This is a genomic window from Thermoactinomyces sp. CICC 10523 (genome assembly GCF_016055105.1).
Taxonomy (GTDB): Bacteria; Bacillota; Bacilli; order Thermoactinomycetales; family Thermoactinomycetaceae; genus Thermoactinomyces_A; species Thermoactinomyces_A daqus.
Genome location: NZ_JAECVX010000005.1, coordinates 210,143 through 229,667, shown reverse-complemented (window position 1 = coordinate 229,667; position 19,525 = coordinate 210,143). Strand labels below are relative to the sequence as shown.

The 19,525-nt window shown below is 49.6% G+C and carries 19 protein-coding genes; 5 read left to right on the top strand and 14 right to left on the bottom strand.

Annotated elements, in window-relative coordinates; translation table 11 throughout:
• Positions 1-9 precede the first annotated feature (9 nt).
• The 11 genes from pyrH to I8U19_RS08895 all read right to left on the bottom strand — a co-directional run bounded on the left by pyrH (position 10) and on the right by I8U19_RS08895 (position 11,783).
• Positions 10-735 carry a UMP kinase gene (gene pyrH / locus I8U19_RS08945; RefSeq protein WP_033102347.1) on the bottom strand — a complete coding sequence of 242 codons (726 nt, stop codon included), beginning with the start codon at positions 733-735 and terminating at the stop codon, positions 10-12.
• Between the two features lie 70 nt (positions 736-805).
• A complete protein-coding gene (gene tsf / locus I8U19_RS08940; protein WP_033102346.1) occupies positions 806-1,459 on the bottom strand; it encodes a translation elongation factor Ts in 654 nt (217 codons plus the stop codon).
• A gap of 92 nt (positions 1,460-1,551) precedes the next feature.
• On the bottom strand, positions 1,552-2,259 hold the full coding sequence (rpsB, locus tag I8U19_RS08935; protein WP_033102345.1) for a 30S ribosomal protein S2: 708 nt from the start codon (positions 2,257-2,259) through the stop codon (positions 1,552-1,554).
• Between the two features lie 164 nt (positions 2,260-2,423).
• Positions 2,424-3,833, bottom strand: coding sequence for an ATP-dependent protease ATPase subunit HslU (gene hslU / locus I8U19_RS08930; RefSeq protein ID WP_198055721.1), 1,410 nt, complete (start codon positions 3,831-3,833; stop codon positions 2,424-2,426).
• A gap of 1 nt (position 3,834) precedes the next feature.
• On the bottom strand, positions 3,835-4,374 hold the full coding sequence (hslV, locus tag I8U19_RS08925; RefSeq protein WP_033102343.1) for an ATP-dependent protease subunit HslV: 540 nt from the start codon (positions 4,372-4,374) through the stop codon (positions 3,835-3,837).
• A gap of 135 nt (positions 4,375-4,509) precedes the next feature.
• A complete protein-coding gene (gene trmFO, locus I8U19_RS08920) occupies positions 4,510-5,820 on the bottom strand; it encodes an FADH(2)-oxidizing methylenetetrahydrofolate--tRNA-(uracil(54)-C(5))-methyltransferase TrmFO (RefSeq protein WP_033102342.1) in 1,311 nt (436 codons plus the stop codon).
• Between the two features lie 21 nt (positions 5,821-5,841).
• Positions 5,842-7,914 (bottom strand): type I DNA topoisomerase, encoded by a 2,073-nt coding sequence (gene topA, locus I8U19_RS08915; RefSeq protein ID WP_198055720.1) that lies wholly within the window; start codon positions 7,912-7,914, stop codon positions 5,842-5,844.
• 125 nt (positions 7,915-8,039) lie between these two features.
• The gene (dprA, locus tag I8U19_RS08910; protein ID WP_198055719.1) at positions 8,040-9,158 is read right to left on the bottom strand and encodes a DNA-processing protein DprA; all 1,119 of its coding nucleotides are present in this window, start codon (positions 9,156-9,158) and stop codon (positions 8,040-8,042) included.
• 78 nt (positions 9,159-9,236) lie between these two features.
• On the bottom strand, positions 9,237-10,142 hold the full coding sequence (gene sucD / locus I8U19_RS08905) for a succinate--CoA ligase subunit alpha (protein WP_198055718.1): 906 nt from the start codon (positions 10,140-10,142) through the stop codon (positions 9,237-9,239).
• A 43-nt stretch (positions 10,143-10,185) separates the two neighbouring features.
• Positions 10,186-11,346 (bottom strand): ADP-forming succinate--CoA ligase subunit beta, encoded by a 1,161-nt coding sequence (gene sucC, locus I8U19_RS08900; protein WP_198055717.1) that lies wholly within the window; start codon positions 11,344-11,346, stop codon positions 10,186-10,188.
• A 305-nt stretch (positions 11,347-11,651) separates the two neighbouring features.
• Positions 11,652-11,783, bottom strand: coding sequence for a YqzM family protein (locus I8U19_RS08895; RefSeq protein ID WP_160173936.1), 132 nt, complete (start codon positions 11,781-11,783; stop codon positions 11,652-11,654).
• 263 nt (positions 11,784-12,046) lie between these two features.
• On the opposite strand from I8U19_RS08895, the gene I8U19_RS08890 reads away from it, so the two are divergent.
• Together I8U19_RS08890 and I8U19_RS08885 are read left to right on the top strand one after the other, a co-directional pair.
• The gene (locus I8U19_RS08890) at positions 12,047-12,526 is read left to right on the top strand and encodes a cupredoxin domain-containing protein (protein WP_052154452.1); all 480 of its coding nucleotides are present in this window, start codon (positions 12,047-12,049) and stop codon (positions 12,524-12,526) included.
• Positions 12,527-12,756: 230 nt separating this feature from the next.
• On the top strand, positions 12,757-13,179 hold the full coding sequence (locus I8U19_RS08885) for a hypothetical protein (RefSeq protein ID WP_033102337.1): 423 nt from the start codon (positions 12,757-12,759) through the stop codon (positions 13,177-13,179).
• Positions 13,180-13,790: 611 nt separating this feature from the next.
• Here I8U19_RS08885 and I8U19_RS08880 read toward each other — a convergent pair.
• Complete coding sequence (locus I8U19_RS08880) at positions 13,791-13,967, bottom strand: hypothetical protein (RefSeq protein ID WP_198055716.1); 177 nt, start codon at positions 13,965-13,967, stop codon at positions 13,791-13,793.
• Positions 13,968-14,156: 189 nt separating this feature from the next.
• Between I8U19_RS08880 and I8U19_RS08875 the strand changes: the two genes are divergently transcribed.
• Together I8U19_RS08875 and I8U19_RS08870 are read left to right on the top strand one after the other, a co-directional pair.
• Positions 14,157-14,519, top strand: coding sequence for a hypothetical protein (locus tag I8U19_RS08875; RefSeq protein ID WP_033102335.1), 363 nt, complete (start codon positions 14,157-14,159; stop codon positions 14,517-14,519).
• Positions 14,520-15,039: 520 nt separating this feature from the next.
• Positions 15,040-15,408 (top strand): hypothetical protein, encoded by a 369-nt coding sequence (locus tag I8U19_RS08870; protein ID WP_033102334.1) that lies wholly within the window; start codon positions 15,040-15,042, stop codon positions 15,406-15,408.
• A gap of 418 nt (positions 15,409-15,826) precedes the next feature.
• Here I8U19_RS08870 and I8U19_RS08865 read toward each other — a convergent pair whose 3' ends face one another.
• Positions 15,827-17,332, bottom strand: coding sequence for a coproporphyrinogen III oxidase (locus I8U19_RS08865; RefSeq protein WP_198055731.1), 1,506 nt, complete (start codon positions 17,330-17,332; stop codon positions 15,827-15,829).
• A gap of 228 nt (positions 17,333-17,560) precedes the next feature.
• Here I8U19_RS08865 and I8U19_RS08860 point away from each other — a divergent pair, with 228 nt between their 5' ends.
• On the top strand, positions 17,561-18,520 hold the full coding sequence (locus I8U19_RS08860; RefSeq protein ID WP_198055715.1) for a TolB family protein: 960 nt from the start codon (positions 17,561-17,563) through the stop codon (positions 18,518-18,520).
• Positions 18,521-18,561: 41 nt separating this feature from the next.
• On the opposite strand, the gene I8U19_RS08855 is transcribed toward I8U19_RS08860, so the two are convergent.
• Positions 18,562-19,314 carry a hypothetical protein gene (locus I8U19_RS08855; protein ID WP_033102332.1) on the bottom strand — a complete coding sequence of 251 codons (753 nt, stop codon included), beginning with the start codon at positions 19,312-19,314 and terminating at the stop codon, positions 18,562-18,564.
• Between the last annotated feature and the right edge of the window lie 211 nt (positions 19,315-19,525).

Below are 19,525 nucleotides of genomic sequence, written 5' to 3'. Positions count from 1 at the left end.
TTCACGAAATCACACGCTCCCTTTTACCAGTGTACCAATATGTTCACCCAAAATGACACGGCGAATATTGCCTTCTTCGGAGATGTTAAATACGATCAAAGGAATGTTATTGTCCATGCAAAGCGAGGAGGCAGTGGAATCCATCACTTTCAGGCCTTTGTTCAAAATCTCCAGATAGGTGAGCGAATCATATTTTTGGGCAGCCGGATCTTTGAGGGGATCCGCCGTGTACACGCCATCCACCCCATTTTTGGCCATGAGGATCACATCTGCTTCAATCTCGGCAGCACGCAGAGCGGCGGTTGTGTCGGTGGAAAAGAAAGGATTTCCGTTGCCGGCGGCAAAAATGACCACCCGTCCTTTCTCCAAATGGCGGATTGCCCGCCGGCGAATATAGGGCTCGGCCACTTGCCTCATTTCAATCGAAGTCTGGACGCGGGTGGGAACCTCCATACTTTCGAGCGCATCCTGCAATGCCAAGGAGTTCATCACAGTGGCCAACATTCCCATATAATCAGCGGTGGCACGGTCAATTCCGTGAGCGGAACCGCTGATCCCCCGCCAAATATTTCCTCCTCCCACGACTACGGCAACTTCGACGCCGAGCTCGACAACTTCCTGGATCTGACGGGCCAAAGAGCGGATCACTCGCGACTCGATGCCGTATCCTTGATCCCCGGCCAACGCTTCACCGCTCAATTTCAAAACAATGCGTTTATACTTGGGAGTACTCATTCGCTTCCTCCAATCAACCGCAGTTCTTAAAAAAAAAGGAACACAATGGCCGTGTTCCCTATATATCTTCTTAGCCTTGTTTAACTTGGGACATAACTTCCTCTACGAAGTTGTCTTCTTTCTTCTCAAGGCCTTCGCCCATTTCATAGCGTACAAAACGGCGAATGTTGATGTTTTCACCCAGTTTGGCGATCGTTTCTTTCAACAGTTGATCGATCGTTTTGTCCGGGTCTTTCACGTAAGCCTGGTTGAGCAGGCAAATTTCTTGGAAATGTTTTTTCAGGCGGCCTTCCACCATTTTGTCAACGATGTTTTCCGGTTTTCCTTCTTGCAGTGCTTGTTGTCTCAGGATTTCCCGTTCTTTTTGCACTTCTTCTTCCGGAATTTCTTCACTGCGGACATATTTCGGGTTCATTGCGGCGATTTGCATAGCCACATCTTTTACGAAGCTTTTGAAGTCATCGGTTTTGGCCACGAAATCGGTTTCGCAGTTCACCTCTACGAGAACGCCGATCCGTCCGCCGGCATGTATGTAGGATTCAACCACACCTTCGGCAGCGATGCGTCCAGCTTTTTTGGCCGCTTTTGCAATCCCTTTTTCACGCAGGTATTCTATCGCTTTTTCCATGTCACCATTGGTTTCGGTAAGCGCTTTTTTGCAATCCATCATGCCTGCGCCCGTTTTTTCGCGCAGCTCTTTTACCATTGCAGCTGTAATTGCCATGAATGGTCCTCCTTCATCTGATTCCAGTTCACTTTTTCGTATAAAAAGGGGTGGGCATGCATAACTCCATGCCACCCTCTTTTACTTTCTCATCAGGAAGCTGTGGTGCTTTGTTGTTCGCCCTGGCGTCCTTCCAAAATCGCATCGGCAATTTTTCCGGTGAAGAGACGAACAGCACGGATGGCATCATCGTTACCCGGGATTACATAATCGACTTCGTCCGGATCACAGTTGGTATCCACGATGGCCACGATCGGAATGTTCAGCTTGCGTGCTTCTGCAACCGCAATGCGCTCTTTGCGTGGATCGATGACGAAAATCGCATCAGGCAGTTTTTTCATGTGTTTAATACCGCCCAGGAATTTCTCCAATTTGGCTTGTTCTTTTTTAAGAAGGATCACTTCTTTTTTCGGCAGTACGTCAAATGTGCCGTCTTCTTCCATGCGCTCCAGTTCATGAAGGCGCTCGATGCGTTTGCGGATCGTTTGGAAGTTGGTCAGCGTGCCGCCGAGCCAACGATGGTTCACATAGAACATGTCACAGCGCTCAGCTTCTTCCTTAACTGCTTCCTGCGCTTGTTTTTTGGTTCCGACAAAAAGGATGTTGCCGCCGTTTGCAGCCAGTTCACGTACGAAGTTGTACGCTTGCTCCATCATTTTGACGGTTTTTTGCAAATCGATGATGTAAATTCCATTACGCTCTGTAAAAATGTATTTTCCCATTTTCGGGTTCCAACGGCGAGTTTGGTGACCGAAGTGAACCCCTGCTTCCAGCAGTTGTTTCATGGATACAACAGCCATTTTAAAATCCTCCTTGTTGGTTGGTCCTCCGCCGAAATCATCGAAGGCAGAAACCGCAACCCGCGGCACCGCTGCCCGCTTCTTCGGCGTGTGTGTTTACACCATTGTTGAATATACCATACCCCATATCTGATCGCAAGGGAAAACTTTGCGCGAAAAGCTTCCTACAAAATATACTGGCTCAAATCCCGGTCCGTTACGACATCAGCCAAACGCTCCTGCACATATTGCGGTGTAATCGTGATTTCCCCCATCCCGATCTCCGGAGCTTCAAAAGAGAGCTCCTCCAGCAACCGCTCGAGAATCGTATGCAGGCGACGGGCTCCGATATTCTCGGTGGAGCTGTTCACTTCCTGCGCCAGCCGGGCGATTTCTTCCACTGCTTCTTTGGTAAAGGTAATCTTGATGCCTTCCGTTTCCAAGAGGGCGATGTATTGTTTGATTAAAGCGCCTTTCGGCTCGGTTAAAATCCGCACGAAATCATCGGCGCTCAAATCGTCCAGTTCGACGCGTATGGGGAAACGCCCCTGCAGTTCCGGGATCAGGTCGGACGGTTTGGAAACGTGGAACGCACCGGCGGCGATAAACAAAATGTGATCCGTTTTCACCGGCCCGTATTTGGTGATGACAGTGGAACCTTCCACGATCGGCAAAATGTCGCGCTGCACACCCTCACGGGAAACATCGGGGCCGCGCTGGTCCTTGCCGGCGATTTTATCAATCTCATCAAGGAAAATAATGCCCGACTGCTCCACACGGGAAAGCGCCTCCCCGATCACGTGATCCATGTCGATCAGCTTTTGCCCTTCCTGCTGAGTCAGGACTTCTCTCGCTTCCTTGACGGTTAGTCTGCGCCGCTTGGTTCTTTTCGGCATCAGCTGCCCCAGCATTTCCTGCATGTTCATTCCCATCTGCTCGACGCCGGTTCCGGCGAACATGTCAAACATGGAGGGCATCTGCTCTTCCACCTCAATCTCGATCATCTGCTCCTCCAATTCGCCGCGTAACAATTTTTCTTTTACCAACGCCCGTTCTTCCCTGATCCGCCTTTTCTCCTGCTGTTCCTGAGGTCCCGGGTTTCCCTCGCTCTTTTGCTGGAACAGGAATTCGAAGGGGTTTTTAAAAGCGGGAGACTCCTTCTGATCAGGAACCAGGATGCTGACGATCCGATCGTTGGCCATGGCCCGGGCCTCGTCTTTCACACTTTCCAGTTTTTCTGCCTTGACCATGCGAATCCCCGTTTCCACCAGATCGCGCACCATCGATTCCACATCACGCCCGACATAGCCCACTTCGGTAAATTTGGTCGCTTCCAGTTTGACGAAAGGGGCACCGACCAATTTTGCCAGACGCCGGGCGATTTCCGTTTTCCCCACCCCGGTGGGACCGATCATCAAAATATTTTTGGGAACGACTTCGTCCCTCAGTTCTTCCGGCAGCAGCATCCGGCGGTAGCGGTTGCGAAGGGCGATCGCCACCGCTCTTTTCGCTTGCGTCTGGCCGACGATGTATTTATCCAATTCGGCGACAATCTGTCTGGGTGTCCATTTTGCTTGCGGACTTAACTCGGGCATGTTATACCTCCTCCACAATGATGTGGTCATTGGTAAAGACACAAACCTCACTGGCGATTTTCAGGGCCGCCTCGGCGATCTCACTGGCTGACAGATGCGGTGCATACCGTTTTAACGCCCTGCCGGCAGACAGCGCGAAACTGCCGCCCGACCCGATGGCCAGAACCTCATCATCCGGCTCGATCACTTCGCCGGTTCCGGAGATCAAAAAGAGATGATCGTTGTTCATTACGATCAACATCGCTTCAAGACGACGCAACACTTTATCGGAACGCCACTCTTTCGCCAGTTCAACTGCGGCGCGAGGCAGATTGCCGTGATACTCTTCCAGCTTCCCCTCAAATTTTTCAAAGAGCGTCACTGCATCGGCAACGGAACCGGCAAAACCGGCAACAACCTGACCTTTATACAGACGGCGGACTTTTTTGGCCCCGTGTTTCATAATCAGTTGGTTGCCAAAAGTGACTTGGCCATCGCCCGCCATTGCGGCAGAACCTTTATGGCGAACAGCAAAAATGGTCGTGGCATGAAAATCTCCCAAACTCTGTTTCCCCCTTCATTCAAAATATCCTATGTATGAAGAAACGGCTCTTTGCCATGAACCCGTTTCTTCATTTATATTTTTAAAGCTTCCTTACTATACTCTACTGCTTATAAAAATCCCTGTGCAAGGGGATCAGAAAAGTTCCCGGCGAAACGCTTCAATATCTGCCAGGGCCCGCTCCGCATATTTTTCCGCCCGCTCCTTCTTGCTCTTGATCCGTTCGGGCAACTCTTCAAACAGGCCGAAATTGGCATTCATCGGCTGAAAATGAGCAGGGTCTGCGCTGGTGATATAGTGGGCCATGCTTCCGATCGCCGTTGTTCTGGGCGGTACGACCAACTTGCGTCCCTGCACCAGACGGGCGGCATTAATCCCGGCGAGAAGCCCGGCTGCTGCGGATTCGACATAGCCTTCAACCCCTGTCATCTGCCCGGCAAAAAAGAGATCGTCGCGCATGCGGATCTGGTAGGTGGGGCGCAACAGCTTCGGAGAGTTGATAAAGGTGTTGCGGTGCATCACCCCGTAACGGACAATTTCCGCATTCTCCAGACCGGGAATGAGCTGGATCACTTCTTTTTGCGGCCCCCATTTCAAGTGCGTTTGAAAGCCGACTATGTTATACAAGGTCCCCGCGCTGTTGTCCTGGCGCAATTGAACCACTGCATGCGGCCGTTTTCCCGTACGGGGGTCAACAAGCCCCACCGGTTTCATCGGGCCGAAGAGCAGCGTTTTCTTCCCGCGTTTGGCCAGCACTTCAATCGGCATGCAGCCTTCAAAGTAAATTTCTTTTTCAAAGTCCTTTAAAGGCGCCACATCTGCATGAATCAACGCATCATAAAACCGGTCGAACTCCTCTTCGGTCATCGGGCAATTGAGATAGGCTGCTTCCCCCTTGTCATAGCGCGAAGCGACAAAAACCTTGTCCATGTCAATACTGTCCTTTTCCACGATCGGAGCCGCCGCATCATAAAAATAGAGATAATCCTCACCAGTCAGACGCTTCAGCTTGTCCGACAAGGAAGCAGACGTGAGCGGGCCTGTGGCAATCACAGTCGGTCCGTCCGGGATATCCGTCACTTCCTCCTTGCACACTTCAATATTGGGATGCTGGGATAAGATCCGGGTAATTTCCCCCGAAAACGCCTCACGGTCGACCGCCAAAGCGCCGCCGGCCGGAACCGCATGTTGGTCCGCGCATTTCATGATCAGCGAATTTAAACGGCGCATTTCCTCTTTCAAAATGCCGACCGCATTGGTCAGGGAGGCGGCCCGCAGCGAATTGCTGCATACCAACTCCGCAAACTGGCCGCCTCGATGGGCAGGCGTCATCTTGACCGGGCGCATCTCATACAGCTTGACCCGAACACCGCTCTCCGCAATCTGCCAAGCGGCTTCGCTTCCGGCCAGTCCGGCCCCTACGACGGTAACATATCTGTCTGTCATTTTCCTTCTCTCTCCCTTTTTTCAGGAATTCGGTTCTTCATAATCGCAAACACTGCAACGAATCACTTTCTCTTTTTTTGTCTTTTTCTCAATCATGTAATTTCCGCACTTCGGACAAGGACGCGGTACCGGGCGGTCCCAGGAAACAAAATCGCAATCTGGGTAACGTTCACAGCCATAGAAGGTGCGCTGTTTTTTGCTTTTCCGCTCCACGATCTCCCCTTTTTTGCATTTGGGGCAGGTGACTCCCGTCGACTTTAAAATCGCTTTGGTGTTACGGCATTCGGGAAATGCAGAACAGGCCAGGAACTTCCCGTAACGCCCGAACTTGTAAACCATCGGGCTTCCGCATTTCTCACATACTTCGTCGGAGACTTCATCCTGCAACTCCACTTCCGCCATCTCTTTTTCCGCTGTGACCAGGCGTTCGCGGAACGGACGATAAAACTGATCCAGGATCTCAATCCAGTTCGCCTTCCCGGCTTCCACCTGATCCAGATCATTCTCCATATGCGCGGTAAACTCCACATTTAACACTTCGGGGAAAAACTCGCCAATCAGCCCGATGACAATTTCACCGAGCTCGGAAGGCACAAAGCGTTTGTCTTCCATCAGCACATAGCCCCGTTTTTTAATCGTTTCCAACGTCGGGGCATAAGTGCTGGGACGGCCAATCCCTTTCTCCTCCAGCTCTTTTACCAAAGTGGCTTCGGTGTAGCGCGGCGGAGGCTGGGTAAAATGTTGTTTCGGCGTAATCGATTTTCTCTTTAAAGACTGTCCTTTTTCAAGCGGCGGCAGCCATTTGTTTTCTTCATTTTTATTATCGTCCTTTCCCTCGACGTATACCTTCATAAAACCGGGAAATTTCATTTTGGATCCGGTCGCCCGAAATAAAGCCTCCCCGACCCGGATATCGGCGGTAACGGCATCGAAAACGGCCGACGCCATTTGTGAAGCGACGAAACGCTCCCAAATCAGTTTATAAAGGCGAAATTGATCCCGGGACAAGTATTCTTTCATCTTGTCAGGAGTACGGTGCACGGAGGTTGGACGGATCGCTTCGTGAGCATCCTGGGCTCCGGCTTTTTTCTTGTGCGTGCGCGGCGCGTTGGTTAAGTACTCGCAACCGAACGTTTCCTTAATATAATTGCGGGCTTCTGCCGTGGCCGTCTCCGAGACACGGGTGGAATCAGTTCGCATGTAGGTAATAAGGCCGACCGTCCCCTCCTTGCCCAGATCCGCCCCCTCATAGAGTTGCTGGGCGATTGCCATCGTCTTTTGCGCCCGGAAATTCAACTTGCGGGCCGCTTCCTGCTGCATGGTGCTGGTGATAAACGGAGGCGCGGGATTTCGGCGCCGCTCGCTCGTTTTGATCTCTTCGACGACAAATCGTTTTCCTTTGATTTTATCCAACAGTTGCTCAACATCGGCTTCCGATTTTAACTCCGTTTTTTGCCGTCCATACCCAAAAAATTTCGCCTCCAGCTCCTCATCCCCGCTCAACAGCACGGCGGTAACCGTCCAATACTCTTCCGGGGCAAAGCGGCGAATTTCGTTTTCGCGGTCGATAATCAATTTGACGGCAACCGATTGAACCCGGCCAGCGCTTAATCCTTTTTTTACTTTTTTCCAGAGAATCGGGCTGATTCCGTAACCGACTAGACGGTCGAGAATCCGCCGGGCCTGCTGGGCATTGACCAAATCCATGTTGATCCTGCGCGGGTGCTTAAAGGCATCTTTTACGGCCGTCTTGGTGATTTCGTTAAAAACCACCCGGCATTCCTCATTCAAGGGAAGCTTTAAAATTTGCGCCAGATGCCAGGCAATCGCTTCCCCTTCCCGGTCAGGGTCCGCTGCCAGGTACACGCGCTTCACTTTTTTTCCGGCATCGCGCAGCTCCTTGAGAATATCCCCTTTGCCCCGCACCGTAATATATTTGGGTTCAAATTGATTTTCCACATCAACGCCCATCTGGCTTTTCGGCAAATCACGCACATGCCCCATCGAAGCCTTGACAATATATTTGCTCCCCAGATATTTTTTTATGGTTTTCGCTTTTGCGGGCGATTCGACGATCACTAGCGAATCGGCCATAAGATGGCCCTCCCCTCAACATTGGTAGAACTTTTATTTTCAAACGAATTGACCATTTTCCAGTTTGAAACAACATCCCCGAAGTCAATCGTAATGGATACAATATCAAATTTAAACGGGAAAGTTCAACTTCTGTCAAATGAATTCCGGACAAAACGGGCACCGGGCAGCTGCAAAACCGCTTTTTTCAATTCAAGTTGCAACAAAATCCGCTGAATCTCCCCGGGCGGAAACTCCCGTCCTCCTTTTTCCAATAAGAGAGGAAGCGGAACCGGCTCATCGGTATCAAAATAAGACAAGATTTTTTCTTCCTTTTCGTCAAAATCCTGCTTCTGACGGTCATGCGCTTCCGCCTGTTTCTGTTTGCCCGGGGTCCAGTCGTAAAATTCCTCCAAAATATCATTGCCGCAAACAACGCATTTGGCTCCCTGCCGGATCAATTGCAGGGTCCCCCGACTCTGCACGGAGGTAATCGGGCCGGGAACGGCAAATACCTCACGCCCCTGTTCCAGGCTGAAATCGGCGGTAATCAGCGAACCGGACCGCTCAGCCGCTTCAATCACTAATGTTCCCCGGGAAAGGCCGCTTATGATTCGATTGCGCGCCGGAAACAGTCCCGGATGGGGAGTGGTTCCCGGAATCGATTCCGATACCACGGCTCCGGTCCGTACGATTTCATCGTAGAGCGCGCGATGATTTTTCGGATATACCACGTCCGCTCCGCATCCCAAGACGGCAACCGTTTTTCCCCGATGTTCCAAAGCCGTTCGGTGAGCTGCTCCATCTATGCCATTGGCCATTCCGCTGGCAATCACAAATCCGGCCTCCACCATTTCCCGGACGAGCTGTTTCGTCACCTTCAGCCCGTAAGGAGTGGGGCGCCTCGTTCCCACTACGGCAAGGCTCGTTTCCCTGAGCAGCCCGGCATTTCCCTTTATGTACAAAACCCAGGGCGGCATGGCAATTTCTTTTAATAATAACGGATATTCATCACAAAAATAGGTAATTACCTCAATTTTCTTATTTTTCAACCCCTCCTTCACCTGCTTGATCCACGCCGGATTCCACTTTTGTTTGAGCAACTTCACCATTTTCGGCGAAATCCCATTATGCCGCAAAGCATCGATGACGGACGGGGTTAAATCCTGATCAGGCAGAAAGCCCGCTTTCAGAAGCCGAGCCATGGTGTTCCAACCAACCCCCGGTATATGATGGATCGCCGCCAATCCGTCCCGTAAGTCCAAAAACAACATCTCCTTTCAGTTGAAAAGTAAAAAGCGGAAACCTCGCTCAGAGGTTCCCGCTTGTTTTCTGCAGGATGTTTACGACTTAGTGATGCACTCGCCCAGCAAACCCCTTTCTTCCAAGACCTTCACCAATGTTTCCCCGATCACGGCCGGTGTGGGTGCAACAGTAACCCCTGCGGCGGTCAACGTCGCGATTTTTTCCGCAGCCGTCCCTTTTCCGCCGGAGATAATCGCTCCCGCATGTCCCATCCGTTTTCCCGGAGGTGCAGTTTGACCACCGACAAAGCCGACAACCGGTTTCGTCATATTGGCCTTGATCCATTCGGCAGCCTCTTCTTCCGCGGTACCGCCGATTTCCCCGATCATGATCACCGCTTTTGTATCCGGATCTTCTTCAAACGCTTTCAAGCAGTCGATAAAGTTGGTTCCGTTGACCGGGTCGCCTCCAATTCCGACTGCGGTGGATTGTCCGATGCCGCGGGTGGTCAACTGATGAACAGCTTCATAGGTCAGCGTCCCGCTGCGGGAGACAATTCCCACATGTCCCGGGGTATGAATATAGCCCGGCATAATACCGATTTTACACTCGCCCGGAGTGATGACGCCGGGGCAGTTCGGACCGATCAGTCGCGTTTTCTTGCCTTCCATGTAGCGTTTCACTTTCACCATGTCCAGCACCGGAATCCCTTCCGTGATACAAACCACCAAATCGAGCTCCGCATCGACAGCTTCCATAATCGCATCAGCGGCAAAGGCCGGCGGAACATAAATCACGGAAGCGTTCGCACCGGTCGCATCAACGGCATCCGCCAGTGTGTTAAAAACGGGAACCCCTTCAATTTCGGTTCCTCCTTTGCCCGGGGTGACTCCCCCAACCACTTTTGTACCGTATTCCAGCGCTTGTTTTGTATGAAATAATCCGGTTGCACCAGTAATTCCCTGTGTGATTACTTTAGTATCCTTATTTACGAAAATACTCACCGTTAATTACCCACCTTTCTCAGGCGTACTCTCTATCCGTTCATTACTTTACGAGTTCGACGATTTTCTTCGCTCCGTCTTCCATCGAATCAGCAGCAACAATTGCGAGGCCGGATTCATTCAAAATCTTCTTGCCGAGCTCCACGTTGGTTCCCTCAAGACGAACCACCAGCGGACGATCAAGGCCAATTTGTTTGGCCGCTTCGACTACACCGTTGGCAATAACATCGCATTTCATGATTCCACCGAAAATATTGACAAAAATTCCTTTTACATTGGGGTCGGACAAAATGATTTTGAAAGCTTCACGCACTTTGTCCGTGGTTGCGCCGCCGCCCACATCGAGGAAGTTGGCAGGTTCACCGTCAAAATGCTTGATAATGTCCATCGTTGCCATGGCCAAACCCGCACCGTTCACCATACAGCCGATATTTCCATCGAGAGCGATATAGTTGAGATCAAATTTGGAAGCTTCCACTTCTTTTGGATCTTCTTCATCCAAGTCGCGCATTTCCAAAATATCTTTATGGCGGAACAAGGCATTTGAATCAAAATTCAATTTCGCATCGAGTGCCATCACCCGACCGTCTTTGGTGGTGATAAGCGGGTTGATTTCCGCCAGGGAGCAGTCATTTTCGACAAAAGCCTGATACAGGCCGAGCATGAATTTCGCAGCAAGATTGATTTTATCTTGCGGGATGCCGATGCGATAAGCCAGACGGCGGGCTTGGAACGGCAACATGCCTGTCGCCGGATCGATTACTTCTTTGAAGATTTTTTCCGGCGTTTTTGCCGCCACTTCCTCAATCTCGGTTCCGCCTTCTTCTGACGCCATCATGACGACGCGGCTGGTCGAGCGATCGATCACCATGCCGACATAATATTCTTTCTCGATCGGCAGTCCCTCTTCAATCAACAGCCGTTTTACCTCTTTCCCTTCCGGTCCCGTTTGATGGGTTACCAGCACTTTCCCCAAGAGTTCTTGCGCATGCTGTCGCACTTCATCCAGGCTTTTGGCCAGCTTCACGCCACCTGCTTTACCGCGGCCGCCGGTATGAATTTGCGCTTTCACCACCCAGAGATCACCGCCCAGGCTCTCTGCCGCTTTCACTGCTTCATCCGGTGAAAACGCAACATGCCCGTTGGGTACAACAACACCATATTTCTTCAGGATTTGCTTCCCTTGATACTCATGAACGTTCATTCGCGATCCTCCAATCACAAGTACAATCCGATGACTTTGCTTGCCGCCTTGGCGCTTTCGATCAGAGTATTCCCCGTCAGACTAGGCCAAACTGCTGCTTTTTTTCTATGTATCTGCCATTTCCTGCCTGAATCCCCTTTCAAAAAAAGGCGCTTGGCCTGGCAAGGACAGAAAACCATTCAAGTTTGGCTCATATGAAGTATAGCTCAGGCACACTTTTTTGCCAACCACCCGTGGTAAGAACATTCCATTCATAACACGAAAAAACGAGAGGATTTTTGCTGCTATCCTCTCGCCATCCCAAATCACTTCACAAAATCGATAACAATGGCAATAATGAAGATGAGAAAGAAAATCCCGGAAGACACTCCGGCCGCTTTCACAAAATCGATGAAATCGTTTTCCTGGTTTTGCGGCGTATGCTCTTGTGCCGACATGCCACTCTCCTCCTCATGCCTTATTTCCCAATATGAAAAGTATAGCACGCTTTGAACAAACATAAAACGAATCGATTGGCAAAAATTCAAGATACCGGAATAATTCAGTCGTTTTATTGATCTTACCCATCCATCCTCAGTTTACCCGTTTCGGGAGCAAAATTTGCACACAATAACATGATTAAATCTTCCGGGGATGGATTGGAGGAAAATGAGGATTTATGTAAAAATTACCATTATTAGACCGAGAGGAGGTTAACCGAATGAATATCCCCCGCCCTTGGGCCTATGCATTTGTTGCCGTCGTGGTAATCATCGCGGTAATCGGCTTGATCCACCCCTCTCTGGATTGGCTCAAGTCCGCCTGGCCGGAAGCAAAATCAGCCAACACCAAAGCCGACCCATCGCCGGTCAACGCCAAAACGCGCGATATCCATCTGTTCACTGTCGAATACAAAACGCTCCTGTCCGGGAAAGAAAAAGAAGTATACCGCTTTGATCCCGGCACCGTCATTGTGATGAAAGGGGAAAAAATCCGCTTGCATATCCACGGTCTAAACGGAAAAGTCCATCATTTTTCCATTCCGGAATTAAAAGTGGCCGGCTCGGTTGAAAAAGGAAAAATCGCCACACTTGAATTTACTGCTGACCGAACGGGGACTTTTGAACTCATCTGTCACGATCATATAACCGAAACCCATGAAGGCCCCATGATCGGATATGTGACGGTCGTCCATCCTTGATCTTTTCCGGACAAAGAAATCTGTGGAAGCCGGTTTGCCGAAAAGCCGGCTTATTTTTTGCACAAGTTTGTTGCAAATATGTCTGTCCCCCGCCCCTCCCCGCAAGCCAAATGATCCCTCAGTGATTCCTCCAAATCTCACTTCATGCGTGATGAGTCTTTTTTATTCCTCCGCTTGCCGGGCTGTGATAAGATGCAATCATACAATAAATCAAAATGGAGGGAAACGGAGTGTCAATCCGCTTTCAAACCCCCTACCAATATGTTTTCATCCATAATAACGTCAAACATTTGCTGCTGTTGTGGGAAAAGGAACACAAGCGGCAGTTATATATTGTTGAGGAGGAGGCAGATGAGATGCTCCTCCTCTTTCCCGGCGATTCCTACACCGAAACGGTTCTTGATCAGATCGAGCCCATCCTTTTTCAGCGGCTGGAAACGGATGCAGGGCCGTTTCTCGCCGTTCTCGGGGCGACATTTACCTATGACGAGCGAAAAATGGTCATGTATTATCATCCGGAGCATCCAGACCGGGAAATTTACTTTTTCGAATGGTCAGGAGACGGGATTGCCGAGTTGGACGAGGAAGAATATGAAGCCGTCACTCGTGCTTTTATCAATGAATTTCCGGAATTTTTCCCCGACGAAACCTGACGATGGATCCGCAAAAACGGGCAACTGTCATCATTGCCCGTCCCCCCTTTTCAGGCTCTGCTCCCGTCTGCATCCGAAGCTTTCTCCAACTCTTTCAACCACCTGCCCCACAAAAATCCCTTCTAGCCGCCTTGCCTTTAAAAATATATGAACTCCCTGGTTGGAACGCCGCTATCACTCTTTACCTAAATGAATATGAAAAAAGTATCCACCTATTTAAGAGGGTTTTAGCCATCCGTCTTCTGAAACCCCCGGCTCACAGGTTATAAATCTATTTTATCCAAGAATATTCACCAAATGGTTATCAAGGAATATCTTATAGTAACCGTTTCTTTTCGTAGTTATGCATAAGGGAGGTGCAGACCTCTTGAACCAGGGAAAGCAAGAACAACAACAGAAAAATCAGTTTGATGAATTATCGAAACAATTGCAAAGGGCAATCAAACTGAAGATTTACGACCTTTGTCTTCAAGTATTGAATTCGGAGGAAACGGAATCAAAAGTAAAAAAATTATTTGATTATACGGAACTTTTGAGCCCCGGAACAAAAGAATTAATTAAGCAAAACATCGAAAAAGGGTTGATGGAAGAAGAGAAAAATCAGGAACCCGTTAAAAACAAAAAACGGAAGAAAAAAAGAAAGGGGTAATCGGACATGCGCTGTTGCAAGCGAAAAAGATGGCGTTTTCGAAGGCGATTTCTGTGTAAACGCTGCCGTCGATTTCTCCTTCGACGACGCCGGCACCGCAGATGCCGTGATCATCCACACCGGCATCCCTTCCCAGCACTGCCGGGTGCCCATGTCAACAATGAGGCAAGGGTGGACGGCCCGGTCAGCGGCTTGATCAATATCATCGTTCAAGTCCCGGTCAATACAGGTGATGCAACCTCCTTGCACAACAGTCACCAAAACGCGCTTTCCAATGCCCTTTAGAAAGCGGTCAAGCATTTTTTCAAAAAAAGGAGGCGAAACATCATTGAACCATTTTCTGACTCCCGAACAGGAAAAACAGATCCGTGCTTTGATCGATGAATTGCTTCCCCCCAAAAATAATCCCGTATCCGTTCAGGTTCAGATGCCTTCCCGGGTCAATTCAGTGCTTGCCGAGCTAACCAACAACATACCTGGACCTGGATCTTCATCCGGTATTCTTGGCGTCATAACCAACGGGTTCAACTCATTTCTGAATCATTTAGCCAAACTTTTCTCCAATTTGGTCGAAATTCTCGGCCCTGATGCGGTCAATCAACTTTTTCCCGGATTAGTGAACGTGATCTACAAAGAGGTGCCGATCGAGCAAATGAAAAAAGCAGCCCAACCACCATCCCAAACTGAGTAAATCCTCGCGATTCCGTGAAAGGAGGTGAAGCTGATGCAATGCTGCTCAAAAAAGAAAAAGAGAAGGAAAAAACACTGTTTCAAATTTTGCTGTCCCCGTCGGAAAAAGCACTGTCACGACAGACACCATCACGATCGGCACCGTCACAATCGGCACCGTTGCGACCATGATGGGGCCCGCGCAACGGTAAATAACAAGGCTAACACAGGCCCGCAAAGCGCTGGCTTAGCAAACATCAACATTCAAGTGCCCATTAACTTGGGTGATGCCACTGCAATCAACCGCAGCTGCAACAACTCAATCTCAAATACACTTTAATGAGAGGGGCCGTTTCGGCCCTCCCTTTTCCTCCTCCACGCCCGCTCTTTACATAAAGCGCAACACGTAAAAGCCTTCTTTTTAGGAAGACAACCATTTCTTTCTCCGCCCACACGCAAGCAGATCAAGCAGAATATAGTATAACAAATGAAAGATTTGCAGATCTTTCCCGGGTTCGCACATTCGAAAGGAGGTGAGATGAATGAACTTTTCGTTTACGCAAGAACAACTTAATGAGTTGCGCTCTCAACTTGAAGAGATCATTCAAAAAAAAGTCAGTGAAAACGAATCCGTTGAAATCCAGGAACAAGAACAACAACAACTGATTTCAGGCTTACCCTCATTGATTTCAAGTGTGTCAGGAACCGTTCCCTTGATTTTAAACAGTGTGATTTCAGGCGCTGTTGGTTCTCTTAATATACTTGCCGGCGGGTTAATCAATGTTCTCAACAGCTTACTGGGTATAGTCGGAGGATCGGTCTTGAACGAGACAAACAATGAACTTTCTCCGGCGCTTGCCAACCTGATTCAAAAAACCGTTCCAACAGGGCAAAACAAACTGACCAAATAATCTGGACCCATTCTCTTGAAAGGGGGTGAAGCTGATGCATTGCTGCTCGAAAAGAAGAAGAAAGCATAGACACTGTTTCAGAATTTGCTGCCCTCGCCGGAGAAGGCACCGTCACGATCGGCACCATCACGATCGGCACCGTTGCGAAGACGGAGCTCACGCAACGGTTAACAATACCGCCAGAACAGGTGCTCAAAGCGCAGGTTTGATCAACCTGAACGTCCAAGTACCCATTAACCTGGGTGATGCCACTGCAATCAACCACAGCTCCGGTAACTCTGTATCCAACCTGTTGTAATCCTCTGCGGGGCCATCGTGCCCCTTTTTTTCATATTTATGTCATCCTCCCTGTTTTGGATCGGGCGATACAGCAAAACAAAAAGCTTTGCCCCGAACTTAAAGGCAAAGCTTCGCTTCATCAATGACCGACAGGCGTGATCCCGTATGCTTCATCCAATTTAGCCAATTTTTCTTTGATATGACGCCGGTACGTATCGATGTAGGCTTTTGGCTCCTTGGGATTGGGGAGGCGGGACAGGCGGCCGCTGACCGGGGAGATGATCTTGCTGACGGCACCGCAGCCCAAACCGATGATCGTCTGTCGTTCTTCCATGATGATGATGTTGTACAGGCTCTCTTCTCCGGGAAAAGCATAACCGACATTTTCCTGGTTGCCCAAAATATTTTTCTGCCGGTAGAGATAGTAGGGTACATACCCCTGATCCCGGGCCCACTCCCGCGCCATCCGCACCATCTCCCGCGTCTCTTCCCGGCCGGCGACGCGGTATTTCTCTTTATTTTGCGTCATCACGGAACCGCTTTTAAAGGACAGGGTGTGTACCGTGAGCGATTCGGGACGCAGCTCGCGCATGACATCCAGCGTTTCGGCAAACGTCTCGAGCCCTTCGCCCGGAAGGCCGATAATCAGGTCCATATTGATATTGTTTAAGCCCATCTGCCGCGCCAATTGATATTTTCTCAACGTTTCTTCCACTGTGTGGTGCCGGCCGATCACTTTGAGCGTTTCTTCCTTAAAGCTCTGCGGATTAATACTGATCCGGTCCACATTCCAGCGCTTCATCAGCGCCAATTTTTCCTCATCCAGTGTATCGGGGCGCCCTGCTTCAACCGTCCATTCCCGGACTTGGCCGAAATCGGGAATATGGCTCTTTAATTGCTGAAACAACGACTCCATCTGCTCAGCCGAAATCGAGGTCGGGGTGCCACCGCCAAAATAGATGGTCGTGACCGGCAACCCCCGCGTTCTCAGCCATGCACCAACAGCGGCAATCTCTTCATGAAGTCCAGCCAAAAAGCCTTCCACCGACCCCGTACGCCCCCCGATCGCATACGCGGGAAACGTGCAGTAGGCGCATTTGGTCGGGCAAAACGGAATCCCGATATAGAGGCTTACTTCCTTGTCCAGCTCATAAAAATCGGGAAGCACGGTAAGCTGCCGCCGGATGATTTCTTCCAGAATCTGCGTCTTCTCCGGATGAAGCAGATACTCCTGCTCCAGCAAGCGTTTTGCCTCTTGCAGGGAATTTCCCTTTTGCAGCAGCGTGTGAAACAGCTTCGTCGGGCGGACTCCGGTCAAAATCCCCCAAGGCTGCTCAATCCCTGTTGCTCTTTCCAAAACCTGGACAAGCACATAGCTGATCGCCTGCTTCATCCGTTTCCGAATCTCTTTTTCGCCTGTGCATCCTTCGATGGAACGCACATGTTCCGCCGACCACTGCACTTTGTCTGCGGTCAGCGTCACCCGAACTTCAATCGCTTCGGATTCGTCAAGAGTAAATTCAAGCTGAAAATCAGCCCAGTCATCCGTTTCCGTCAGCTGAACCTCTTCAAAAAAAAGACGGGCGATCAATTCCACATCCCGAAATAAGACCGGATCAATCCCTTTAATTGCAAATCGCGTCATGATCTCACTGATGCCGAAACCGGCATGTTCCTCCTTTTCCACTTCCATCTACTTCCCACAGTCTAGCAATAGCCGCATGGGAAATCAATGAAAGAGAATGGGAATATAAGAACGATCTTTCCAATCTATTCCAGAAATAAAATGTTTGTAAATTTTGCAACAACGGCCCCCATCAGCACGGAAATCCGCTATAATAAAGGTGCATCTTCAACAGAGAGGAGAGAAGAAATGAAAAAGACCACAGCCGCAGTCGGCGCACTTGTACTGTCTATATCACTGACCATACCGGCCTATGCAAAAGACGATGTGAAACCGGTTCTTTTCAACGGCGGTCCTTTGTACAATCAAGCCATTTACAAATTTAATCCTGACACACTCGAAGTTTCCAAAATCACATCCGGCAATTCTGTCGATGTTTCACCAAACGGGGAAAAACTAGCTTTCATCAAAAACGACAGCCTTTACATATCAGATCTTGACGGAAAAAATCAAGTTCGCTTAACCAACAGTCATTTCCCCGATTTCGATGCCTCTCCTCGCTGGTCACCTGATGGCAACAAAATTGTTTTCTCCCGCGGAAACGGGAACCTCTACGTGATCGATGTCAAAAGCAAGGAAGTTCGACAAATCACCCACGCGGAGAAAGGCGTCTATTATTCCCAACCGGACTTCTCACCGGACGGGTCCAAAATCATCTGCCACGCATCCGATGCAACCGGGTTCAGCCACATTTATGAGATGAATGCGGATGGCAGCAATCTGAAGAAACTGACAGGGAAAACAGGGGAATCGTCCGAATACGACGCCCATTTCTCACCGGACGGGTCCAAAATTTTGTTCGGCAGGTCGAAAAACGGCAATGCCGATATCTATGTGATGGATGCTGATGGCAGCCACATGAAAAACCTGACCGCTGACACCACCAAAGCAGTCGGCAGTGCAATCTGGTCGGATGACGGCTCCAAAATCCTTTATTCCCTCAATCATTCCGGCATAAAAGGAAATAATGAATCCAGTGATGACAATAGCACATTTTATGAAATGAATGCAAACGGGACCGATAAGCAAATCATCAAGCTGAATGTTCCAAACGCAATGCCGACCGCCTGGAAAGCGCTCAATCTGGGCGAGGCACAGTCAAAAATCGGCTCAACGTTAAACAAAATCAAAAGTTTCTTATTTGATTAAATTGAACAAAAAAGAACTCCCGGGCGACGGGGAGTTCTTTTTTATTGCGTTGCTTTGGATTTCAACCCCAGCAACTTTTTCAAAAGATCGCCAACTTCATGGAGAAGTCCCTTGTTGTGATTCCTGCCGCCATCCGGTGGTGGAGGTGACGGTTGGTCAGGAGGCGGATTTTGCGATCCGTCATCTTCCGGCGGATTTGTCGGGTTTGTCGGGTTAGTTGGGTTTGTTGGATTTGTCGGGTTTGTCGGATCAGTCGGTTTCTCATTTCCAGGTTTTGGCCGGGCCGGTGGTTTTGACACCGGAGGAGGGGGCGATTGGGGTCTGTCCACCTTTTCTTCGGAACGTCCGGCGGGATGCGTTCGCTCCCGTTTCTCTGTTTTTCCTGTTTTCCTTTCATGCAGATACTTGGGCTGCTCAGTCTTTTCCCTGCTTACCTTTACCTCCTGAAACGGCGGCGGGGAAATTCTTCTGGCGATCTCCGGCTCTTTTGCCTCCGCATGGGCCTGGTCACCCGTCCAATCTTCTATTTTTTTCAGGACAAAGGCTCCAAAATCATCTTCCGAATCCGGCGCTCCATTCCCGACAAACCTGCTCTTGCTTCCATCATTACCAACCGATTTAAGCGCTTCATTTTCAAACCAAGCGTAGGCAGCCGTTCCCAAAAGGAGGAGGAGCACCGAAGCAGCACCGGAAAGCTTCCAAATCAAAAACGTTTTGCCTTTTTTTCTATTCAACATCTGTTCGTATTGTTCCGAAGAAATCTTCGTTCTCCGCGTCGTCACTCTTATGTTCAACTCGAATCCTCCTTTTACGCTCGCCTGCTACGCCTACAATAGTAGAACGCTCTTCGCAGTGTGCAGAGATCATTTCTATTCAAAGAAATGATATTAAACGAAAATGAAAAAACTCCTTTTTTTAAAAAATCAAATTGCAAAATTATTTTCCTGTCGGTAATTGTGTATACCGGGTTTGCCGGAACCGGCTTCCAAGAGAAGTACATTGTCC